This is a genomic window from Paracoccus sp. KKT209, assembly GCF_055635455.1.
On record NZ_JBVMWB010000002.1, the window covers coordinates 166426 to 188352 of the forward strand.

General features: G+C 66.7%; 20 protein-coding genes. 10 read left to right on the forward strand and 10 right to left on the reverse strand.

The genetic code is table 11. The features are described 5' to 3' along the window. Positions 1–283: 283 nt before the first annotated feature. The 8 genes from ACZ2G3_RS16910 to ACZ2G3_RS16945 are packed head-to-tail and all read right to left on the reverse strand — an operon-like array spanning position 284 to position 10521. Entirely contained in the window at positions 284–1183 is a 900-nt protein-coding gene (locus ACZ2G3_RS16910) for a sulfotransferase family protein (protein ID WP_470399661.1), read from the reverse strand. Then, the gene (locus ACZ2G3_RS16915) at positions 1176–2375 is read right to left on the reverse strand and encodes a glycosyltransferase (RefSeq protein ID WP_470399663.1); all 1200 of its coding nucleotides are present in this window, start codon (positions 2373–2375) and stop codon (positions 1176–1178) included. The genes ACZ2G3_RS16910 and ACZ2G3_RS16915 overlap by 8 nt, the downstream gene beginning before the upstream one ends. Then, complete coding sequence (locus tag ACZ2G3_RS16920) at positions 2372–3616, reverse strand: polysaccharide biosynthesis/export family protein (RefSeq protein ID WP_470399665.1); 1245 nt, start codon at positions 3614–3616, stop codon at positions 2372–2374. Before ACZ2G3_RS16920 ends, ACZ2G3_RS16915 begins: the two co-directional genes overlap by 4 nt. Then, the gene (locus ACZ2G3_RS16925; protein ID WP_470399667.1) at positions 3609–4865 is read right to left on the reverse strand and encodes an O-antigen ligase family protein; all 1257 of its coding nucleotides are present in this window, start codon (positions 4863–4865) and stop codon (positions 3609–3611) included. The genes ACZ2G3_RS16920 and ACZ2G3_RS16925 overlap by 8 nt, the downstream gene beginning before the upstream one ends. After that, positions 4862–6193 (reverse strand): lipopolysaccharide biosynthesis protein, encoded by a 1332-nt coding sequence (locus ACZ2G3_RS16930; protein ID WP_470399669.1) that lies wholly within the window; start codon positions 6191–6193, stop codon positions 4862–4864. The genes ACZ2G3_RS16925 and ACZ2G3_RS16930 overlap by 4 nt, the downstream gene beginning before the upstream one ends. Next, positions 6190–7554, reverse strand: a complete 1365-nt coding sequence (locus ACZ2G3_RS16935) for a hypothetical protein (RefSeq protein WP_470399670.1) — start codon at positions 7552–7554, stop codon at positions 6190–6192. Before ACZ2G3_RS16935 ends, ACZ2G3_RS16930 begins: the two co-directional genes overlap by 4 nt. Next, positions 7547–9403, reverse strand: a complete 1857-nt coding sequence (locus ACZ2G3_RS16940; protein ID WP_470399672.1) for a GumC family protein — start codon at positions 9401–9403, stop codon at positions 7547–7549. Before ACZ2G3_RS16940 ends, ACZ2G3_RS16935 begins: the two co-directional genes overlap by 8 nt. Before the next feature lie 2 nt (positions 9404–9405). Then, positions 9406–10521: a glycosyltransferase gene (locus ACZ2G3_RS16945; protein WP_470399674.1), complete on the reverse strand. Its 1116-nt coding sequence runs from the start codon at positions 10519–10521 to the stop codon at positions 9406–9408. 250 nt (positions 10522–10771) lie between these two features. Here ACZ2G3_RS16945 and ACZ2G3_RS16950 point away from each other — a divergent pair, with 250 nt between their 5' ends. The 9 genes from ACZ2G3_RS16950 to ACZ2G3_RS16990 all read left to right on the forward strand — a co-directional run bounded on the left by ACZ2G3_RS16950 (position 10772) and on the right by ACZ2G3_RS16990 (position 18858). Further along, positions 10772–11389, forward strand: a complete 618-nt coding sequence (locus ACZ2G3_RS16950) for a sugar transferase (RefSeq protein ID WP_470399676.1) — start codon at positions 10772–10774, stop codon at positions 11387–11389. Continuing rightward, entirely contained in the window at positions 11386–12303 is a 918-nt protein-coding gene (locus ACZ2G3_RS16955; RefSeq protein WP_470399678.1) for a methionyl-tRNA formyltransferase, read from the forward strand. The genes ACZ2G3_RS16950 and ACZ2G3_RS16955 overlap by 4 nt, the downstream gene beginning before the upstream one ends. Continuing rightward, complete coding sequence (locus ACZ2G3_RS16960; RefSeq protein ID WP_470399680.1) at positions 12290–12973, forward strand: PIG-L deacetylase family protein; 684 nt, start codon at positions 12290–12292, stop codon at positions 12971–12973. The genes ACZ2G3_RS16955 and ACZ2G3_RS16960 overlap by 14 nt, the downstream gene beginning before the upstream one ends. Then, complete coding sequence (locus ACZ2G3_RS16965; RefSeq protein ID WP_470399681.1) at positions 12974–14191, forward strand: DegT/DnrJ/EryC1/StrS family aminotransferase; 1218 nt, start codon at positions 12974–12976, stop codon at positions 14189–14191. Next, positions 14188–15216, forward strand: a complete 1029-nt coding sequence (locus ACZ2G3_RS16970; protein ID WP_470399683.1) for a response regulator — start codon at positions 14188–14190, stop codon at positions 15214–15216. Before ACZ2G3_RS16965 ends, ACZ2G3_RS16970 begins: the two co-directional genes overlap by 4 nt. Before the next feature lie 49 nt (positions 15217–15265). Further along, entirely contained in the window at positions 15266–15499 is a 234-nt protein-coding gene (locus ACZ2G3_RS16975) for a hypothetical protein (protein ID WP_470399685.1), read from the forward strand. Positions 15500–15525: 26 nt separating this feature from the next. Beyond that, positions 15526–16557, forward strand: coding sequence for an NAD-dependent epimerase/dehydratase family protein (locus ACZ2G3_RS16980; RefSeq protein WP_470399686.1), 1032 nt, complete (start codon positions 15526–15528; stop codon positions 16555–16557). Positions 16558–16993: 436 nt separating this feature from the next. Next, positions 16994–17416 (forward strand): ion channel, encoded by a 423-nt coding sequence (locus ACZ2G3_RS16985; protein WP_470399688.1) that lies wholly within the window; start codon positions 16994–16996, stop codon positions 17414–17416. 419 nt (positions 17417–17835) lie between these two features. Beyond that, the gene (locus ACZ2G3_RS16990; protein ID WP_470399689.1) at positions 17836–18858 is read left to right on the forward strand and encodes an extracellular catalytic domain type 1 short-chain-length polyhydroxyalkanoate depolymerase; all 1023 of its coding nucleotides are present in this window, start codon (positions 17836–17838) and stop codon (positions 18856–18858) included. Positions 18859–18865: 7 nt separating this feature from the next. Here the strand turns inward: ACZ2G3_RS16990 and ACZ2G3_RS16995 are convergent, their stop codons facing one another. Then, on the reverse strand, positions 18866–20014 hold the full coding sequence (locus tag ACZ2G3_RS16995) for a sensor histidine kinase (protein WP_470399691.1): 1149 nt from the start codon (positions 20012–20014) through the stop codon (positions 18866–18868). A gap of 283 nt (positions 20015–20297) precedes the next feature. Between ACZ2G3_RS16995 and ACZ2G3_RS17000 the strand changes: the two genes are divergently transcribed. Beyond that, complete coding sequence (locus ACZ2G3_RS17000) at positions 20298–21275, forward strand: hypothetical protein (protein ID WP_470399693.1); 978 nt, start codon at positions 20298–20300, stop codon at positions 21273–21275. 23 nt (positions 21276–21298) lie between these two features. Here ACZ2G3_RS17000 and ACZ2G3_RS17005 read toward each other — a convergent pair whose 3' ends face one another. Further along, positions 21299–21922, reverse strand: a complete 624-nt coding sequence (locus tag ACZ2G3_RS17005; RefSeq protein ID WP_470399695.1) for an ABC-type transport auxiliary lipoprotein family protein — start codon at positions 21920–21922, stop codon at positions 21299–21301. Positions 21923–21927: the final 5 nt, after the last annotated feature.

Genomic DNA, 21927 nt, shown 5'->3' on the forward strand with positions numbered 1-21927 from the left:
CCATGCCTACCATCCACGCATATACTGCCCGTCGGAGAAAATATGATTGAGTATATTCAGGTGATTTGAGTGTATCACGGCTGCGAGAGCAGGGTCCTGTACGATCGGATAGCCCCTAGCCAAATGTATAGATCCAGCCCAATTGGTTGAAATATAGTCGATTGCACTGGAGAATTTTTCGCTTGGATCAGGCCAGAAACTGACGCCGTAAGCGCCCGTCAATTATTAGTTGAAATTGGCCAGGTATCTTCACCCAATGGACATAAATTCCGCTGTTCCTGAATTAAATGAAATCCGCATCCGGGCGGTTTTTGCTCGGCAGGTTGGTTTTCCGCATCCCTTGGTCGTCGGCCGGTGTGCGGTCCTGCGACCATGGCCGCAGCGAAATTCCCGTCAATCCCATGAGCGCCGCATTGTGGGGCCGATAAAAATCGGCGATCTCTGCCCTCAGGACCGGGTCGAGCGCAGGATACTCGTAAGGCCGCGCGACCAGGGTGCGCAGCCCCCGTATCAACGCCGTCTGGCGCAGCGGGTCCAGGGCGGGTCGCAACGGTGCCAGCAGGCGTCGAAGCGGCCGGGGCACGGCCGCCGACCGGGCATCCTTGACCCGCTCCCTCAATGGGGGTGCCAACGCGCCCTGCAATCCGATATGTGCGGCCAGCTGGTCCAGCTGTCGTCCGGGCGCCTGCGTCATCTGTTCATAGAGCAGCACCAGGATCTGTTCGGGTGCAAAGAGGTCATAGAACCGGCTCAGGTGCAGGGCATAGCAGCCGTCATGCAGGAAGCGGCCCGTCGCAGCACGGTCAGGATCAAGGTGCCGCCCTATGTCGCCATCGACCTCCCCCCGGCGGAACAGCATCGCATAGTCGGAATAGGCCCGCTCCACCGGGTCGCGCAGCTGAAAGATCAAGCGGGTGTCGGGAAGATGGGCATGCAGCCGTGTTTCGGCGCCGGGCGTGGTCAGGTAGGAGTTTGACTTCTCGCCGAGGATCGCGCCGGCGCCGGCATCTGCGAAGAGGGCGGCATAGGAGGCGATCCCGGCCTGGTGGTGGCGCGAAAAGAAATGCGGCTCGGGTGCGGGCATGAAGATGCGCGGCGATCCCTGCAGCGATTGCTGCAGCCAGGTCGTGGCCGATTTGGCGGCCCCTGCGATGATGAAGCTGGGAAGCCTTGGGTCAGACATGGCGGACCTTCTTCCGGGTGGCAGCGGATGGTTTCAGCAGGTCGGCATAGAGGTCCTGGACGTGACGGACATGAACGTCGGAGGCAAAGCGTTCCAGCCCGCGGGCGGCGGTCTCTGTGATGCGGTCACGAAGCTCCGGATCCTCCATCAGGCGGCGCAGGGGCGGAACGAAGGCTGCGGGGTCACGGGCCTCGACAAGGAACCCGGTCCTCCCGTCATGGATCGCCTCGGGGTTGCCGCCATGGCGCGTGGCGACGACCGGCACATGCAGGTGCATGGACTCGATCAGGGTGCGCCCGAAGGGTTCGTCCAGCGCCGTCACCAGCAATGCGTCCAGGCCTGCCAGCCACGGCTCTATGGGCGACCGGTGGCCCAGCAGGTGAAGCCTGCTCCGGATGCCAAGCTCTGCCGCCAGGGCGATGCAGTTCCGGATGACCGGATCGTCCGGATGCTCGGCCCGGCCCAAGATCACACCGTGAATGTCCCGATCCGGAATGTCGCGGTGCAGTCGCGCGATCACCCGGACGAAATGATCGGGGCGCTTGCGGCAGTTCAGCACCCCGACATAGCCCAGGACAACCGCACTGGGCATGGCGCCGATGGCAGTGCGGATCCGGGCCATCGATGCGTGCCGGTCCGGGCGGACCGCCGTCAGGTCGAACGGGCTGGGGATCACCCGGAACCGGTCGCGCAGGGGCCAGACCGGGCGGGCGGGGCGCGAGAAATGCGACACGCCGATGATCCTGTGTGCCAGCAGCGGCGCGATCAGGTTGACGCCCAAGGCCGTGGGGCTCTGCCGATGATGCCAGACCAGTCGGCATCCTGCCAGGCGCGCCGGCAGGGCCCAATTGGCATGCATCCGGCCGTCGTTGGTATGGACCAGATCGATGCCCCAGTTCGTCAGGAGGCGCCGCAACCCTCCGGCAGAGGCCATCATATAGCGCGGCAGGGAGACATTGCCCGGTTCTCGGCTATAGCGGGGGGCGATGATGCCCGGGTGATCCAGCCGATCCCAGGACAGGCCGTGATCTTCGATCAGTCCGGCCAACCGCCCCCCGCCCCCGTGCAGGACGATACGGGGGCGAAACCGGCCGGGGTCCAGTGCCGCGATCAGGCGCAGTGCCGACAAGTGGCTGCCGCCGACGACATCGCCGCCGACAAAGGGAAAAAGGATGGCATGAGCCGCCGTCATGGGCCCGCCGCGATCTGATCCATGGCGGGCAGCGTGACCTCCAGCGTGTCGCCGGGCGCAAGCAGGGCATCGGGCGATACTCTCAGGTGACCCGCACCGGGGCGGATGATGGTGAAGACCGGCCGCGCGACCGGGTCGTCGGACGGCCCGGTCCCTTGCCCGATCAGCATCTGGACCTGCAGCTGCCTGGCCGTCGACAGCGATATTTCCTCGCGTGCGATTTCCGACTGCAATTCGCCAAGCCGAAGCAGCAGCCGCGTCAGCGCGTCGAATTCGATCGTGCCGCTGTCGCGCTCGGCCTGGTTCAGCTGTTGCTCCGTCAGCAGCAGCGTCGTCTCCAGCTCCAGACGCCGCGCCTCCAGGTCGTTCAGCGATGTCGACAGCGCCGTCACCCGCGCATTCGCGGCCAGCCCCTTGTCCTTAAGGCTCTGGATATCCTGCAGGTCGCGGCTGACCGTGCCGATCTGTTCGTCGCGCAGGGTCATCTGCTGGTCCAGGCGATCGATCTTGCTTGTCAGCAGGTCCTGCAGGTCCTGCAGGCTGGCGGCGCGGGTGCGGCGGCTTTCGCGGTCGGCCTTCAGCAGGCGGGCCTGCACGTCGCCGTCGTCAGCGGCACCGGCGGCGGGCGGGTCGGCGGGTGCGGGATCCGAGGGAGTCCGGGTTGACAGGGCATCCAGTTCGGCCTTCACCAGCCCTTCCTCGTGCCGCAGGCGGCGCAGTCTGTCCTCGGATGCCAGGACGTCGCCGGTCACGGCGACGCTGCGCATCATGTCGTTGGCGGCAGTGACGCGGTACAGATCGCCCGCCAGCGCCAGCGCCTGGCGCGCCGTCAGGCCGGGGCGAAACGCGACCGCGCCGCGCGTCTGAACCGCACCCATCACATAGACGGGCGCGCTGGAGACCAGTTCGACCGACACATGCAGAGGGTCCTGCATGCCCGCGGCACGGCGCAGCATGTCCGAGGCCGCCACGGACAGTTCCGCAAGCGACTGTCCCGCTGCATGCACCGGCCCTGCCAGCTGCAGCTGCAGCTGGCCTTCGGGTGTTATGGTGTATTCGCCCGACACCTTGTCCAGGGACATCTGGGCGCTCTGGCTAAATTCCCAAGTCAGGACGCGGATCAGCAGCCGATCCTGCGGATGCAGCCGATAGGGGTCCGCCGGGGCCGCCATCGGCACCAGCATCGACAGCCCCACCGCCAGCACGCGGATCACCGGGGGGAAAGTATGAGGGTCAGGCATGGATCACATCCTTTCCGGGCAGGGGCGTCCCAGGAACCACGGCGCGGCGACAGGCGCAGGACACCGACAGGGCAAGGATCAGCGGGACGTTCCAGAACCGGGCGTAGAAATGCGGGAAGGTGCTCAGGACCAAGGCATAGATCAGCAGGATCGTCAGTGTCAGTGCGCCGTTCTTGCGCGTGGGGCCGCTTGACAGCGCCAGGAAGGCTGCGGGAAGCCCGGTCAGCAGCAACAGCAGCAGGCCCGACAGCGACAGCAGCCCGCCCTCGTTCAGCAGCAGCAGATAGGTGTTGTGGACCGGGTGGCCGTAAGCGCTGAAATAGCGGTACTGGTCGGCCCCCATCCCTACCAGAAGCCAGTCGGGGGCGATGCGGATGGCCTCCTGGATCAGCATCACGCGGTCCGAGAAGGTCCCGGCCTGTTCGACGTCTCCGGCCAGGATGCCGTTCAGCACCCGGTCGCGGAACACCTCGGGCAGCAGGACGTCGCCGCCCGTGACCAGAAGCGCCGCCACTGTGCCAGCGGCAAGGCCCAGCATCACCATGGTCCGGGGCGACCCGCTCAGCAGCGTCAGCACCATGATCCCGATCGCCAGCACCATGATGCCGGTGTTCGATCCCGTCAGCATGATGCCATACAGCAGGGCAGGCAGGGCGATCACGATCTCTGCCACCCGTGCGGTGCCGCTTTGCCAGAAATGGACCAGCAGGATGAGGGCAATGGCTCCCAGGGCCGCGCACTCGTTTTCCCGTTCGACCAGCGATTGCAGACGGCCGGAGAAAGTGACGAACTCCACGGGCGGGTGAGGCACAAAATGGAACACCCAGATGCCGAACAGCATCACGAAGGTGATGGAATACATCAGCACCCGCAGCATGACGGTGACCTGCGCCGCTGGCCGCCCCGCCAAAAGCAGCGGCAGCGCGATCAGGGAAAATGCGTATTGCATCAGGATCACCAGCAGGTCGATCGGCCAGCCGTTGACAATGGACCCCAGCATCAGCCCCCCGCCCAGCAACAGAAACCCGCTCATCCACAGGCCGGTGGCGGCGCCGAAAGGGCGGCGGGGCAGTCGGCGCGCTCTCAGCATCACCACCAGCCCGATCACCGCGACCAGGTCCGTGGCGGTGAAATAGAGGCCCGGCAGCCGCAGGTAGTTCATCGGCGACAGGAATACCGCCAGGCAGGCCAGGGCGAAGCCCGTGTCGATCTGCACCGATTGCCGGACCGGGGCTGCCGCAGCGGTCATCGGCCATGTCCCCCGGATCGCCCCAAGGCTGCCCAGGCCACCGTCGCCGACGCCGCCAGCCACAGCGCATTCGAGACCAGATGCGCGGCCGCAGCCCCTTCAGCCTGCCAGATCCACGCCGCGGGGATCAGCATGGCAAAGAACAGCAGCGTGGTCACCGCGCTGATGACCGTCATGGCGCGGTCGCGCCCCAGGCTGATCAGGGCCGGCCCGAGCGACATGCTGGCCATGTAGAGGGCCATGGCCACCGCCATGATGTTCACCGTCCCGACAGCATCCCCGAAAGCCGGTCCGAACAGGAAGGGCAGGATGCGGTCCATGCCGCGTGCCAGCGGCACCAGCAGCACCAGCAGCACGACCCCCAGCCCAAGCGACCCCGCCAGCATCAAGCGGCGCAGGGTGCCGAATTCCTCCCGCGCGGCGAGGCGCGCGAATTCGGGCATGAAGACCTGCGTCAGCGGCCGCCCGATCCGCAGGGCCGCGTCGCCGATGCGACGCGCCAGCTGGTACAGGCCCAGTGCGGATGCCGGCAGGACGCCGGCCAGCAGGATGATGTCCAGCCGCTGGCGCATCTGGCGCAGCGTGACATTGACGTTGCTGTTCACGAACAGCCGCAGCAGACCGGGATTGTCCTGCAGGATGCCGCGCACGGATGCGCTGCGCACGGCATGCCCACGCCGGCGCATCTCTCGCAAGGCAAGCGCCATGGGCACCAGGTTCTCGGCCAAGGTCCAGACCACCATCAGCGCCACGAACCAAGCAAGGCCCATCCCCATCGACCAGATCAGCACAATCAGCACCAGCCGCAACAGGGCGATTGTCATGTCGATGCGGGCCAGCAAATCAAAGCGGTCATAGATCCGCAGCAGGCCCATCGCCGTCGGGCGGGGCGCGATCAGCGTCGCCGCCGCCGCCAGCATCAGCAGTTGTTCGTGGCCCGACGCCACCTGCAGCCAGCGCGCAACCCAGTGGGCCAGCAGCAACCCGATTCCCGCGGACAGAAGGCCCCCCAGCAGGTCGGCCAGCAGCGACAGCCAGACCAATTGCCCGAAACGCCCCGCGTCATCGCATTCCAGCGCCCGCGTGCCGTGCTGGATCAGCGCCTGCCACGGCTCGGGATGGACCAGGCGGGCGATCATGCGGGCATAGGCCTCGATGAAGGCCAGCACCCCCAGCCCCGCGGGCCCCAGGGCGCGCGCCGTCAGGGCCAGCGAGGCCAGCCCCAGCAGCGTGATGACCGCCTGCGACGAGCCGATCCAGGCCAGGTTCACGGCCAGGCGCCTGCGCAAACCGGCAGTGCCCGGCAGGTGATGTGCCTCGACGCTCACAGGTCACCCGCCAGTTCCGCCAGCCAAAGCTCCAGGGCGGTGGTCCCGTTCAGTGACTTCCACGGGTCGTCGGGCCGCGCGGGGTCCATTCCGGGACGGGCCGCCTCCCAGGCATCGGGAAAATGATCGCGGTCGCGGTCGGGTGGCGCGGCGGCTGCCGGGATCGGGGGCCAGCCACCGACCTGCGCCGGCGCATCGATCACGTTCCCCTGACAACTGGCCAGATCGGACAGGACGCGGCGGTCCAGGCTGTCGCGATGACCCCCGCCGGGCAGCACGTCACCGACCCGGGCAGGCAGGGTCCCCTCCACCGCCGATGCGGCCATCGGCCTGACGGTAAGCCTGACGGGCACGGGCGCGGGATGAACCTGAGCGACCGGGTCAAGGACCGGCATCGGGCGGCGTGTTGTGCAACCGGTCCAGCGAAAGGCAAGGTTGTCCTGCGCCCATATTGCCAGTTCGTGTTCCGGGCTCCAGTCGAAACCCTCGACCGCGGTGGCGGCACGGTCGGTGGTGGATCGCCCGGTCAATGCCAGGTTGCCGGCATAGGCGACGGTCGTATCACCCAGCAGGTCGTAGAACTCTCCGAACTGGCTGATCGGGTTGTAGAAGATGTTGTTGATGACCTCGACCGGGCCGATCGCGGTGGCCTTGATGTCCGGGTTGCGATCCCGGTGATGGGCAAAGAGGTTGCGCAGAAGGCTGATCCGCCCGCACTGGTTCCCGGTGCCCTGGTCAGAACAGATCAGCGCGCCCTTGGAGTGCCGGCCCTCGGGATGGTTGGCGCGGTCGAGGCTATAGGCTAGGATGCTGTCGGCCAGGGTGATGTCGCGCACCGTGCTGGCGGCGACATGGACGTTGAAGGTCTCGTCGCTGGCGAAGGCCAGAGACAGGTTGCCCAGATAGACCCGCTGCGCGTTCTCGACGGTCACCGCGTCGATATTGGCCGACACCCCGCCGCCGGTGCCGGGGCGGATCTTCAGGAACCGGATGACGACGTCGCGGGCGTTCTTGACCACCAGGGGTCCGGTGGCAGATCGGCCAAGCCGCAGCTGGATCCCGCCCCCAGGGGCCGTCTGCCCCGCCACATAGACATCGGACCGGACCATCAGCGGGCGGTCCAGCGTGATGGTCCCCGCCACCTTGAAGATGCAGACCCGGGCGGCCTGTGCCTCGACACAGGCCCGCAGGGTACCCGGCCCCTCGTTGCGCAGAGAGGTCACGGCGACCACCCTCCCTCCACGCCAGTTCTCGGCCGTGGCGCCATAACCTTCGGCACCGGGGAAGGCGGTGGCGGTTGCCGGGCTGGCCTGGACCGCCAAGCATATCGCCACGGCCCATGATCCAGCAGTCCTAGCCATGGTGGTCACCCTTGGTCAATTGCCGGTACCGCCCGGTGCGAACATCGTTGATCACCGCGCCGCGCACAATGCACCCGTTGGTGCGCAGCTTTTCGAGGGCGCTGTCTGCCGTTCGCAGCGTCGTCCTTCCCGCCCGCACAATCAGCAGGGCCTCGTCGGCCACGCCCGCCAGCCGGACGGCATTGGCAAAGGCCAAGGCGGGCGGCGTGTCGATGATGATCAGGTCATAGGATTGTTTCAGCTGCGGCAGGACCCGGCTGGCAAAGCAGCGCAGGACGCGCGGTGTCAGCTGGGCGCCGCGCCTGAAGGCCAGCAGGTGAAACCTGTCAGGGCCACCCACCGTCTGCAGCGCATCGGACACCGGCACGAACCCTTCCGCGACCTGCCCGAAGCTGAGCCCGGCGGTCGCCAGACCCAGGCTGCGGCTGGCGCCCTGGCTGTGCGTGTCCATGTCCAACAACAGGACCCTGAGGCCGTCGAGTGCCGCGGTGGCGGCCATCGAGACGGCAATGGTGGTGCGTCCTTCCTTGGCAAAGCCCGACGTGATCATCAGCACCCGGGCAGTGGTGTCGGAGCCGGGCAGGTTCGACCAGATGGTGACCAGCGAGCGCATCGCCTCGCTGTAGGTGGCCTCGGGCTCTTCCTTCACGACGTCCACAGGTCGCGGACGGCGCAGCAGGATGCCCCGCCGGCGGAGATGAGGGACCATGCCGAGGTTCGTCAGGCCGCCGATCCGCGCCAGCTGCGTGTCATCCCAGATGCGCTGGCTGACGACGCTGCGCAAAAGCGCCAGCACGAAAGCCAGGATCAGTCCCGCCGGAACGCTCGCCGCCAGCGTCAGCCCGAAATCGGGGCCCGCCGGCTCCTGGGGCAATTCCGCCACGGTGATCTGCCTGGCGTCGGGTTGAATCAGGTCGCGTTGCCGTTCAAGGTCGCTCAGCCGTTCGACGGCGGTCCGATAGCGCGACGACAACAGTTCGACCGCCTGGTGCATGCGGCCCAGCTCCAGGTCGTTCAGGGTCCGCTCGGACAGTTGTCCGTCGAGATCGGCCAGTTCGGCGACGACGCGCTGCGCCTCGGGCGTCGCCAGGCGGCCTTCGCTTTCCATCACGGACCGGACCGCCGCCAGGTGGCTTGCCTCGCGGCGCAGACGGTCGGGCAGTCCGGAATCGTCCAGCGCGTTGCGACGGATGAAGTCAGCCAGCTCGAACTGGCGCTGCGACAGGGTGCCGCCCATGTTCTCGATCTGGTTCTTCAGATGGAAGGTCGAGCTGTCGATGATGCTGGTCTGGCGGGTCCGCGACAGTTCGATGAAGCTGACCACGACGCCGTTGGCGATACGGGCGGCCAGTTCGGGCGTGGTGGCTTCGGCCTGCACGGTGATGACAAGGCTTTCGCCGTTGCGGCGCAGCATGTAGGACGCCAGCAGCTTCTCGATCACCGCCCGCGCATGTTCGACAGAGGTGCCAGGGTTTTCCGGGCCGTGCGGGAGAGGCAGGAATTCCGGATCGTCAAACAGGCCGATGGACCGGGCGACCTGTTCGGCAAAGCTGCGCGAACGCAGCACGTCCAGTTCCGTCTCGACCCGCGCCCGCGTCAGCTCGTAGCTTTGCAGCTGGGTGTCGATCTGGCTCATCCGGATCTCGGAATTGGTCAGCACCATGGCGCCTTGGGTGCGGTAGACCGGGATGCGCATCGACAGATAGGCAGCGGTTGCCCCCGTCACCGCCAGGGCGATCACGATCATCAGCCACAGGTTCCGACGCATCAGCTGCATCAGCTCGTCCGTGTCCAGCCGCTCGGACCAGCTTTCGGACGGAGGAGCGCCGCGTTGGTTTTGCGCCAGCATGTTCATGCATGTGCTCCCACCGGGCGCGCGCGGCTTCGTCGGGACATGGCGGCAGCGTGGATCTGGGCATAAGTTCCGACATATTGCGGCATCGACATGACATGTTCGATGCGGGCGCGGCATGCCAAGCCCAAGGCGCAGCGGTCATCGGGGGACAGGGCCAGGATGCGGGCCAGACCCTTCGCCATCAGGTCGGGGCGGCCCGGCGGGCAGCATTCCCCGCAATCCTCAACCAGCCACCCGCTGTCGCCGACATCGGTCACCACGGCCGGGACGCCGGCGGCCATGGCCTCTGCCACGGCCACGGGAAGCGCCTCTCCCCAAGCCGAGGACAGCAGGTAGGCGTCCAGGCCCGGCACCAGCGCCGCGATGTCGTCACGTGCGGGCAGCGCCACGATCCGGTCGGCAATTCCGGCAGCCCGGGCGGCCTGGACTGCCGGCCCGTCGGGCTGACCCGCCCCGATCAGGACGCCCTGCACGTCATGGCCCTCTCGCAGGAGACAGGCAAGCGCGGCCACGAAGGCGGCGTGATCCTTCATGGGGTGGCTGCGGGCGATCGTGCCGATGATGCGTCGCCCAAGGGGGATCCCTGCCGCCGCCTGCAGCCGGCTGCGGGCCAAGGGGTCCGGCGCGAACTCGGACAAGTCCAGAGCATTCGGAACGACCTGGTTTCGGTCTGCCGGGAACCCGAAGGCCACATGTTGCTGGCAGGCCTGGCGCGCGCAATAGGTGATGACGTCGGTGCGGGCGCCAAGCCGGCAAAGCGCGTGCAACACCGCACGCGTCGCACGCTTTTCCCGGCGCGGTTCCGACAGCGAATGGTGGATGGCCCAGACCAGCCCGACCTCATCGCGGCGCGCCAGCCGCACCGCCAGCGAGGCCAACAGGCTGCCATGATACATCCACCCCTGCACCACGCAGGGCTCGAGCCTGTCGATCAGGCGCTGCAGCCGGATCACCGCCCCGGGAATGTTCCAGACCGCCTCGACATGCAGGCTGTCCACCCGGACTCCCAATTGCGCGATGCGCTCCGCCACGGGCCCCGGGGACATCATCGACACGACCCGGTGCCTGTCCTTGGCAGGTCCCAGGGCCCGCAGATACCGGAACAGCATCATTTCGGCGCCCCCGATCGAGGTTCCTGTAATTACATGTAGAACCTTTGGCGTCGGCATTCAGAAACCATGCATGACACATCGGAAGCCTTTTTTATTATGAGGCAAAACGGGATTCGGTAAACATGAATATTGATTCACGGGATGTCATAAGCGACATTTAATGTATGGCGATAATGGCGGTGATTCGGACAAAAGGGTCATTCCTTTCGTTGCGCGGTGTCCTGCCTTTATAGTGTAGGGTACGACGTGTATGAGCCGCTGGATTGAATTACCTCTGGTTGCAATATTGTACGTGCTGACGTTGCCAATTCAAATCGGCGCGGCAATTACGATCCGGCTGATATTGGGCCCGCCGTTGCTTTTTCGTCAGGATCGTGTGGGACAGGACGGGAAGACCATCACTCTGTGCAAGATGCGCACGATGAACGACCGGCGCGGATCCGACGGAGCCCTGTTGCCGGACGGGATGCGGGTGACCCCATTCACGCGGCTTGTCCGGCGGCTGCGTCTGGATGAGTTGCCTCAGTTGTGGATGATCCTGCAGGGCGACATGGCGCTGGTCGGGCCGCGGCCCTTGCTGCCCGCCACGCTTGCGCAATTCGGCGCCTTGGGGCGGATGCGCAACTCTGTCCGTCCGGGCCTGACCGGGTGGGCGCAGGTGAGCGGCAATACCCGGCTGGACGACCGCGAAAAGCTGGCGCTGGACCTGTGGTATGTGGCGCACCGGTCGGCCATCCTGGACGGACGTATCCTTCTCGAGACCGCGGCTACCGCGCTGTTCGGCGAAAGGCGGGACGAGCCGCGGGTGAACCAGGCCCTCGATTGGTTCACCCGCGGGCTGTTCGCCCAGCCAAGGGAGGCGTCGTGAGAATCGCGTTCGTCGGTGCGGTGGAAGGGTCGGCGCAGGCGCTGCACGCCATCTGTGCGGCAGGACATCGCCCGGTGCTGATCGTAACCCTGCCGCAGGATCAGGCAGGTGCACATTCCGACTTCTTCGACCTGGGTCCTCTGGCCAAGGCCAATGCAATCCCGCTCTGCCGTGCGGCGCGCACGGATGATGAGGCCTGTCTCGCGGCAATCAGGACTGCGGCACCCGACCTGGTGCTGATCATCGGGTGGTCGCAACTGGTGGGGGCCGAACTGCGGGCGCTGCCGTCCTTGGGGGTCCTGGGGTTTCACCCGTCGGCCCTGCCGCGCATGCGCGGGCGCGGAGTCATCCCATGGCACATCCTGACCGGGCAGCGCCGCGGCGGCGCGACCCTGTTCTGGATCGCGGAAGGCATCGACGACGGCCCGGTGGCGGCGCAGGCCGTATTCGGCATTGATCCCGACCGCATCACGGCGCGGGCGCTTTACGATCGCGCCGTGTCCGAGATGGTCGCCATGCTGCCGCCGCTGCTGGACCGGCTGCGGGCGGGGGACCGCCCCGCAACGCCCCAGGACGAATCCGAGGCGACGATCTGCGCCCGCCGCAGGCCGCAGGACGGACAGATAGACTGGACCCGTCCCGCCGCCTGCATCGACAGGTTGATCCGTGCGGTGGGGCCGCCCTATCCGGGGGCCGTGACGCGGATGGCGGACGGCACCGCAGTCCGGGTGACCAGGGCGCGGCTGCATCCGCGGCAGGGCTATTTCATCGGCCTTCCGGGACAGGTGCAGCAGGTCGCGGGCAACGTGGTCACCGTCATGTGCGGGGACGGAGCATGTATCGACCTGCTGGACCTGAATGGGCGGGCGCCGCCGCGACATTCGATTCTTGGGGTGTGTGATGGGGTGCCTTGACGACGGCGGACCGGTTCTGGTCGTGGCTCCGCATCCTGACGACGAGGTGCTGGGCGTCGGCGGCACGATCGCGCGGCTGGCAGATGCGGGCGCCGAGGTGCATGTCGCCATCGTCACCTCGGGGCGGCCCCCGCGTTTCTCGGAGGACCAGGCCCGCGCCGTCCGCGCCGAGGCGGCTGCCGCGCATCGGGCCCTGGGGGTGACGCAGACCCATTATCTGGAATGCCCGGCAGCGGAACTGGACCGGTATGGTCATGCCGACCTGAACGCCGCCATCGGCGCACTGATCATCCAGGTGGCGCCGCAGACCGTCTTCGCCCCGCATCCGGGCGACATCCACCTGGACCACCAGCTGTGCTTCCAGTCCACCCTGGTGGCCCTGCGGCCGCATCAGGCGTCCTATCCCCGCCGGTTTTTCACCTATGAAACCCTTTCCGAGACGAACTGGAACGCGCCTTACCTCACCCCGGGATTCCAGCCCACGCTGTTCGTGGACATCACCGACACCCTCCAGCGCAAGCTGGATGCCTTTGCCCTGTTCGCCAGCCAGCAACGCGGCGAACCGCATGAACGCTCGTGCACGGCGCTGCGGGCATTGGCCACGCTGCGCGGCGCGACTGTCCATCGCGCAGCGGCCGAAGCCTTTGTTGCCATCCGCATGGTGGAATAGATGATGCAGCGCGCCCGCACCTGGCCAGTCTTCGACGAGGAGCAGATCGCGGCAGTCGCCGAGGTTTTGCGGTCAGGCAGGGTCAATGCCTGGACCGGGCCGGACGTCACCGCGTTCGAACGTGAATTTGCCGAACATGCAGGCACAGGCCATGCGATTGCCATGGCGAACGGCACCGTCACCCTGGACGCTGCCTTGCGCGCGCTGGAGCTGAACCCCGGCGACCAAGTCATCGTCACGCCCCGCAGCTTCGTCGCCTCGGCCAGTTGCGTGCTGCTGGCGGGGGGTGTGCCGGTCTTCGCGGATGTCGATCCGGACAGCCAGAACATCACGCCCGCCACCATTGCGGCGGTCATGACGCCGCGCACGCGGGGGATCATCCCGGTTCACCTGGCCGGGTGGCCCTGCGACATGCCCGCCATCATGGACCTGGCCCGTACGCACGGCCTCTGGGTCATCGAAGACTGCGCACAGGCCCACGGCGCCCGGATCGGCGACCGCACGGTGGGCAGCTTTGGCACGATCGGGTCCTATTCCTTCTGCCAGGACAAGATCATGTCCACCGGCGGCGAAGGCGGCATGATCGTCACCGACGACGCGTCGCTTTTCGCCCGCATCTGGAGCTTCAAGGATCACGGCAAGGATCGGGCCCTGACCTTCCAGACCGACCCGCCGCCGGGTTTCCGGTGGCTCCATGCCGCCGGGCCCGGCACCAATCTGCGCATGACCTGCCTGGCGGCAGCGATCGGCCGGATCCAGCTGCGCCGCCTGCCGGACTGGCACCGGGCGCGCCACGCGAACGTGCAGCGCTTGGCGCGCGGTCTGCGGGACCTTCCCTTGCTGCGGGTCCCGATGCCTCCGCGGGGCGTGACCCATGCCTGGTACAGATTCTATGCCTTCATCCGCCCCGAGTGGCTGGCGCCGGGTTGGACGCGGGACCGTCTGCTGACCGACCTGACAGGGCAGGGGCTGCCTGTTTTTTCAGGGACCTGCCCCGAGATCTATCGCGAGGCGATATTCGCGGACCCTCGGCACCATCCGCCCCGCCCCTTGCCCGTGGCGGAAGAACTGGGTCGAACCAGCCTCGCCTTCCTGGTCGACCCGACCTGGACCGAGCAGGAGCTGGACCGGATGGTGGAGGCGGTGACACGGACGATCAAGGCCGCCACCCGCACATTCAGTCCGGCATTGCCACTGGTTTCGGGGCCGGCATCATGACCGCCCGGCAGATCACGACAGCGGCACGGATCCTGGTCTGCGAAAGCGTCAGGGCGACAATGACGGATATCAGCAAGGCGTTGTCCCAGGCAGGATACCGTGTTCTTGAGGCGCGGTCCGCACAGCGCATGATGCAGCTGCTGGCCAGCGACCATCCTGACCTGATCCTGTGCAACACCCAACTGGCAGGGGCGGATGGCATCGAACTTTTGCGATTCATACGCCAAAGCTGTTCCGCCTTCGATGACGTGCCGATCCTGATGCTGTCGGACCAGGCCACCCCCGCACATATTGCGGCGGGACGGCGCGCAGGGGCCGACGATCACCTGACCTTGCCGGTCGACGGAGAGGTGCTGGTGGCCGCCATCATCGCCCATCTGCGCCAGTCCGAGCGGCTCCGGCGCGCCGAGCCACTGCGGGACCAGGCACCCCGGCCGGCTGCAGGCCTGGACCTCCTGGCCGCCTACAAGGCTCTGACACAGCGGTTTTCCTTTGGCATTGTGCTGATGAACAGCGCGAGCCAGCCGATCTTCATGAACGACGCCGCGCAGCTGATGACCGGGCGCGACACGCGGACCATACGCGACTGGCTGGCGCGGACGGCCGGACTTTCCATCACCGAGAGCAGCATGTTCTTCAGGCGCCCCGGCCACCCGGATTGCCGCAGCACAACGCTCTTGAGCCACATGGAAACCGGCCATCTTTCCGGCCCGCTGCTTGTGACGGTAAAACCCCTTTACAGCGATGACATGCAGAAGCTGGGGACTGCCATCCTGCTGTATTCGCCGCATGAGGCCAAGGATCACGGCGTGTGCCTGATCGCCGAGGCCGTGGGTCTGACGCCTTCGGAAACGAACGTGGCGCAGCTGTTGTCGCAAGGGAAGCGGACCCAGGAAATCACCCAGGAGCTGGCGATCAGTCGCCCCACGGTCAATTTTCATCTGCACAATATCTTCTGCAAGACTGCAACCTCGCGCCAGACGGAATTGGTCGCGCTGCTGCACTGCGCACAACTGAGAATTTGAAAAGGAAGTATCCCGGGTTTTCCCCAGGATACGCAAAATCAATTGTCAATTGATCCGGAAAAGCGCCGGAGAGGAAAGCGGAGATGAAGCACTCGGATATGGTGGCGCCATCATCACGTCATTCCCTGCATTTCATGCAGGCTTCCAAGCCGAAGGGTTTTTCAGACTGCTGCGGGTGCCAAGCCAGTTTCGGCAGATGGGCGCGACCCTTGCACCACGCGGCGGCTCCGCATCTGCCACGACGATGCTGCAACTGCAGCAGCCGGGCTTGTCCGGCACCTGACCCTCAGCTTACGGAAAGGATGCCACATGCGTGCGTTCATCACCGGCACGGCGGGCTTCATCGGGTACCACCTGGCCAATCACCTCATCGACGAAGGCTGGACCGTTCACGGCTATGACGGCATGACGGACTATTACGACGTGTCGCTGAAGGTCGCCCGGCACGATCTGCTGCGCGCTCGGGCCGGGTTCACCGCGACCGAGGCGCGGCTGGAGGACAATGACACGCTGATGCGGGCAGTCAGCCGGGCAGCCCCCGACGTGGTGGTCCATCTGGCGGCGCAGGCCGGGGTGCGCTGGTCCATCGAAAACCCGCGTGCCTATGTGGATGCCAATATCATCGGCACCTTCAACGTGATGGAGGCAGCGCGCCAGCGGGGGGCCCGGCATCTTCTGATGGCCTCGACCAGTTCCGTCTATGGGGCCAACACCCGCATGCCCTATGCCGAAACCGACAAGTGCGACACCCAGATGTCCTTCTATGCCGCCACGAAAAAGGCCAACGAGGCGATGGGCCATGCCTGGGCGCATATCCACAAGATGCCGGTCACCCTGTTCCGGTTCTTCACCGTCTATGGGCCATGGGGGCGGCCCGACATGGCGCTGTTCAAGTTCACGCGGGGCATCTACGAGGGGCGCCCGATAGACATCTACAATCGCGGCCAGATGTGGCGTGACTTCACCTATGTGACCGACCTCGTGCGGGGCATCAGGCTGCTGATCGACGTGATCCCGGGCCCGCCCGATACGGCGGTCGAAGGCGATTCCCTCAGCCCCGTAGCGCCCTTTCGGGTGGTGAACATCGGCAATTCCGAAAAGGTCCGGCTGGAGGATTTCATCGATGCGATAGAGGCCGCCACCGGCCGCAAGGCGATCCGCAACTACATGCCGATGCAGGCGGGTGACGTTCCCGCAACCTGGGCCAATGCCGGACTGTTGCAGCGGCTGACCGGCTATCGCCCGCAGACCGACATCCGCGAGGGCGTCGCCCGCTTTGTCGACTGGTACAGAGACTATCACCACAGCGAATTCGACCTGAAAGCCCGCCGTCCAGCGTGAAGTTTTCCACTCTGCCGCAGAATAGGCACGCCAGTGCGGCTAGCTTCCTTCTGCCGCCCGGCCTCGGAACTCGCGAAACAATTCATTGCTGTGGACCAAGAGCATGTGTGGCGGTTGGTGGAAAGGTGTTCTTGCGTCGCTGCCAATCCGGCCTAAATGGGTGGTAAATAGCAGTCGCCCTCGCTTTCAGATCAAGGCTGGTGCCATGATGCGGCCGTTCTGCCCCTGATGATCCGGAAGGACATAGACAGGGCGCAAGAGGCCCCAGCCCCTTATGACCGCGCCCGCAGACGCACCTCTGGCACCGCGTCAATCTGTCGAACTGCATCTGACAGCTCTGCATGCGGGGCATCTGGAAGGACTGAACCGTAGGCCCTATGAGGAGTGAAACCCGTATGCAGGATGTGCACCTGCACAGATCACAAGGGACACTTCAATGGCGCTTCTGCTCGGCTTCACACTGGTCTGCATCCTCGGCATCGCCCATCACTACGGTCTTCTGGCGATCCGTGCAGCCAAGCCCAACGCACGCGAGGCCGAAAAGACCGCCATCATGATCGTCTTCGTGGGCCTGGTCGCCCTGCACACGCTCGAAATCCTGGCATTCGCCTTCGTGTATTGGCTGATTGTCAGCTGGAGCGGAATGGGCGGGTTGAGCGGTCAATTTGGCGGGTCCTGGAACGACCTGATCTATTATTCCGGCATCAACTTCGTGACGCTCGGCTATACGCAGATCGAAGCCGCGGGACCCCTTCGGATCGTCAGCATGATGCAGTCGCTTGGCGGCTTCATGGTGCTGACCTGGTCGGCTACCTTTCTTTACTCTGTCTGCGACCGGGCCTGGAGCGCAAGGGACTAGGGCAGGGGACAGGCAGGGACAGCGCCCGGGGGCGCAGGCCCTGGCCCTCAGTCCCGCATCAGCGGCGGCGCATGAAGCGGCGGATCATCTTGAAGATGGCAAAATACTTGAAGATACGGAACATGGCTTTCTCCTGAGTTGTCGTGACCAACGCCGCCCGCCGAAGTCAGGTTCACAAGGTTGCGTTTTCCGGAAAGCGCAAGCGCGCCCGGCCCGCTGCCGCCTGGACCGGCAGTCGCATGACAGACGCGGCATTGATCCGTCCAAAAGCCATGGTCGCCGTTGCATCCCGGGCGGACCAAGGCCATCTAGACCGGGACCTCTTATCCATTTGCGAAAGTTTTGGCGGCATGTTCCTCGATTTTCGGCCCACGCGCAGAACCTCCCGCAAGAAGGGGGCGACAGCACCGTCCAGCATGATGTCGGCCGTGCTCCAGACCGCGACCCGGGCCACGATCTCGGCCATGAAGATGGCGGCGCCCGCCAAACCCAAGGCCGCGCCCCGCAAGCCAAAGCCCGCCCCGCGCGCCGCGCCCGCGCCCCTTCCTCGGAAGATCGCGCCGCCGCGCAATGCCGCGTTCCGGGCCGGAACCCATAGCTGCGACCTGGGCAAGCGCCGCTTCAAGATCTATGTTCCCGGCGTGGCCGCCGGGACGCCCCTGCCATTGCTGGTCATGCTGCACGGCTGCGGTCAGACGGCGGATGACTTTGCCAAGGGCACGCGGATGAACGCGCTGGCCGAGGAGTTCCAGATGCTGGTTCTCTACCCCGAACAGGCGCGCGAGGCCCATTCCAACCGCTGCTGGAACTGGTTCCGCCGCGGCGACCAAGGTCGTGGCGACGGAGAACCGGGTCTTTTGGCCGACCTGACGCGCGCGATCATCGAAAAGCATCCCGTCGACCCGGCGCGGGTATATGTGGCGGGCCTCTCCGCCGGGGCTTCGGCCGCGCTGGTCCTGGGGAGCGCCTATCCGGATCTCTTCGCGGCGGTGGGCGCGCATTCCGGCCTGCCCGTCGGGGCCGCGCGCGACAGCACCTCGGCCATGATGGCCATGGGGCAGGGCAGCCCCGGCAACCGCCCTTCGGCCGCGATCCCGACCATCATCTTTCACGGCAGCGACGACAAGGTCGTCAACCCGCGCAACGGCCGCTTTATCGCGATCAGGGCGCTGGAGCCCTTCCGCGGCCTTCGCAACACCCAGACCAGGGGACAGGTGCCGGGTGGCCGCCATTATGTCAAAACCGCCTATCGCAAGGGGCAGGGGCGTCCGGTGGTCGAGGAATGGGTGATCGACGGATCCGGGCATGCCTGGTCGGGCGGGTCGCGTGCCGGGCGATTTGTCGATCCGGCAGGGCCGGATGCGTCGCGGGCGATGGTGCGCTTCTTTCTGCGGCACAAGCTGTCGCTGCGTGCCAGATCTACCCGGCGCCTCGACACTTAGGGCGTCGCTACGTCCGGGCCGCCTGGCCTGCCAGCATGATCCCGGTGGCGGGCGGGGCCTCGTCCTCGAACAGCGCCAGGTCGCCGGCATCCTCCTGCGGCGCGTCGATTGCGAAGTCCAGCCGCGCCACGGTGCCTCCCTGCGGGCGCCGCTCCAGGCGCAGCTCGCCGTTCAGCGCCGTCGCGAACTGGCGCGCGACGATCAGGCCCAGGCTGTCCGACGCCGCCAGTTCAAAGCCTGCCGGCAGGCCGCGGCCCTGATCCGCGATCTCCAGGATCGCCGCGGTGCGTCCCTGCTCGGTCACGCCGCGGACCGAAAGGGCGATCCGCACCGGGGTGCCCCCGCTGACAGTCGCGCCATGTTCGATGGCGTTCATGATCAGCTCGCTGGCGATCAGGCCCAGGGGTACGGCCGCATCCGGCGGCAGCGGCAGGCTGTCCATCTGGAAGGACAGCGCCACCTGACCGGTGCCGGCAACCCCGACCACGTCGCCCGCGACCTCACGCAGGTAATCGGCCGCATCCAGCATCTGCCTGTCCGGCGAGTGCAGCCGCCGCTGGAGGAGCGAGATTGACCGGATCCGCGTCTGCGACGCGATCAGCGCCTGCCGCGCCGTCTCATCCGCGAGTTGCTGGCTCTGCAGGCGCAGCAGGGCCGCGACGGTGGACAGGTTGTTCGAAATGCGGTGCTGAAGTTCGGAAAACATCAGGCTGCGCGAATGAGCCAAGACCTTCGCCCGCTCCTCGGCCTCGGTGCGCATCTCCAGCGCGCGGGTGGCGGCGGTGATGAACAGGATGTCGGTCGCGATGATCAGGGTATAGAGGGCCAGGGCCAGGATCGTGCCGATCGGGCTGCTGTTCCCGGGGATGAAGAAATACCAGGCCAGCAGGCCGCAGGCCACCCCCACCGCGATCCCCGACCGTTGCGAGGAAAATACCAGCGTCAGCATGACGGCGGGGAAATAGGTCAGGAAGGGAAAGCCCGGCGGCAGCGTGTCATCCAGCAGAAAGCGCAGCGCCGTGGCGACGGTGACCGCCACCAGGCTGAAGATGACCTCATGCGTCACGCTGCGCCTGGCCATCAGGGCACGTCCCAGCCTCTGCATCAGCCGGCCCGTCAGGCTGTTCGGCTCGCGCGGGGGCGAAGAAGCTCTCATCAGGGTTCCCTTGATCGACATTGGCGTGGGCACGGAGTTTCCCTTGGCAGCGATCGACCGGGGATGACGCCGGCCCGCCGCACCGACATCCAAGCCAAAGCACGAGAGGGAAGCCAGCGTCAATATGCTGATGCGCAATGCTTTGCCGGCCTTTGTCGACGATTTCGTGCAGGCATTTCCGAAGGCCGCATGCAAATGTCACGGTCGGAACGGAAAGACTGGAGCCGCAACCGGCCCGGCGCTAGGGTATCGTCATGGACAGTGACGCATCGACGGCATCCGGATGAGCCTGCGCGCCGCACCCGCGCCCCAGGGCCCCGACCTTGACTGCTGGCGCAAGGCGCAGGCGGCGCATGCCCCCGCCTTGGCCGAGGCCGCGCGTGAACTTGGACGCCTGGATGCCACCCTTGCTGCCCTGCCGGAGGCCGAGGCCCAAGGCGCGTGCCAGCGCCTGGCGCTGGACGAAACCGAGGCGATGCTGTGGGCCGAAGGGCTGGTGCTGCGCCGGGACGAGATCGGCCGCGACCTGATCGGCGCGCGCGTCACGTCGGACCCCGAGGCCATGCGGCTGGCCCGGTGGGTGCTGCGGCGGCTGGACGGGCAGGGCAATCTTTCGGATATGGCAGGTTTCCTAGGCCTGCACCGCCGCCAGACCGTTTCGGATCTGGCTGGCGAGGCTATGGCCGTTCGGCCGCGCGGCGCGGATTTCGATGCGGCCGGCCACGAGTTCCTGCGCGCCTTGGCCGAAGCGGAGGACCTGCACCTGCTGGCCACCGGACCGCTGACGCTGATGCTGTGGCGGCTGGCCGGGTTGTCGCCGCCCGAGCGGATCGCCGAGGGCGCCACCTGGTCGGCCCGCCACATGGCGCCGGGCTGCGAATGCCTGCGTTTCGTGCCGCTTGGCCGGCATGGCAGGCGTGTCTGGACGGCCTATGGCCCGCCCGTGGACCGGCTCTCGGCCCATCTGGAGGCGGTGCGGGCGGGCGCGCAGGACGCGCGGCAGTCGGTGCGCCAGATCAGCCGGTGGGCGGCCACGGCCCGCGCGGCCACGGCGGGCATCAAGGGCGACAATCCCGCCCGGGTCATCGCCGTGCTGGCGGCGCGTCCGCTGGCCTCGGCCATGCAGGTCGAGGCCGAGGCCGGCATCAGCCGCATCACCGCCGAACGCATGCTGAACCGCCTTGCCCAGATGGGCCTGACGCGCGAGGTCACCGGGGGCAGCCGCTTCAGGTTCTGGGCGGCGAACCTGGGTCGCGGTTGAACCGCCGCCAGGGGCCGCTGCGGTCAGCGGCAGCTGCCGGGCCGCACCCCTGCCGCCATCAGGCCCCATTCCCTCATCTGGCCCACCACCTGCCGCGCGGCCGTGTCAAAGGCCGGGATCAGGTCGGCGGTGCGGGTGCTGCCGGCCGGAACGGTTGCGGTGAAACGGCCCCGCGCCACGACATCCGCCTCCATCTCGCTGACCATCTGCGCCTCGATGGCCAGTCGGACCAGCGTGCCCTCGGGGGCCACTTCGGCGTTGAAGTCCTCGATCTCGCTGATCAGGGCATAGTCGCCCGCCAGGCCCAGGGGCGCGCGGCCGACATGCTGAAAGCTGCCGGTCGCATCGAAGCTGCGCACCAGCAGGCGCTGCACCATGGCCGGCACCGGATCGCCCCATTCCGCGTCCGGCAGATACTGGGTCTGCAGGGGAGAGGGGCGGATCATGATCCGGTTGCTGTCCAGCGTGCCACGGGCCTTGGGCGGCTCGATCACCAGTTCTCCAATGCGGGCAGGGCCGCAGGAGAGGGCGGCGGGGGGGCGCAGCTCGAACAGGTCGCGATCGGGCTCTCCCTGCAGGGCCTGCAGCGCGCCGCAGCCCGGCAGGGCACCAAGGCCGGCAAGCAGAAGGATGGACGTCAGGCGCATGGGGA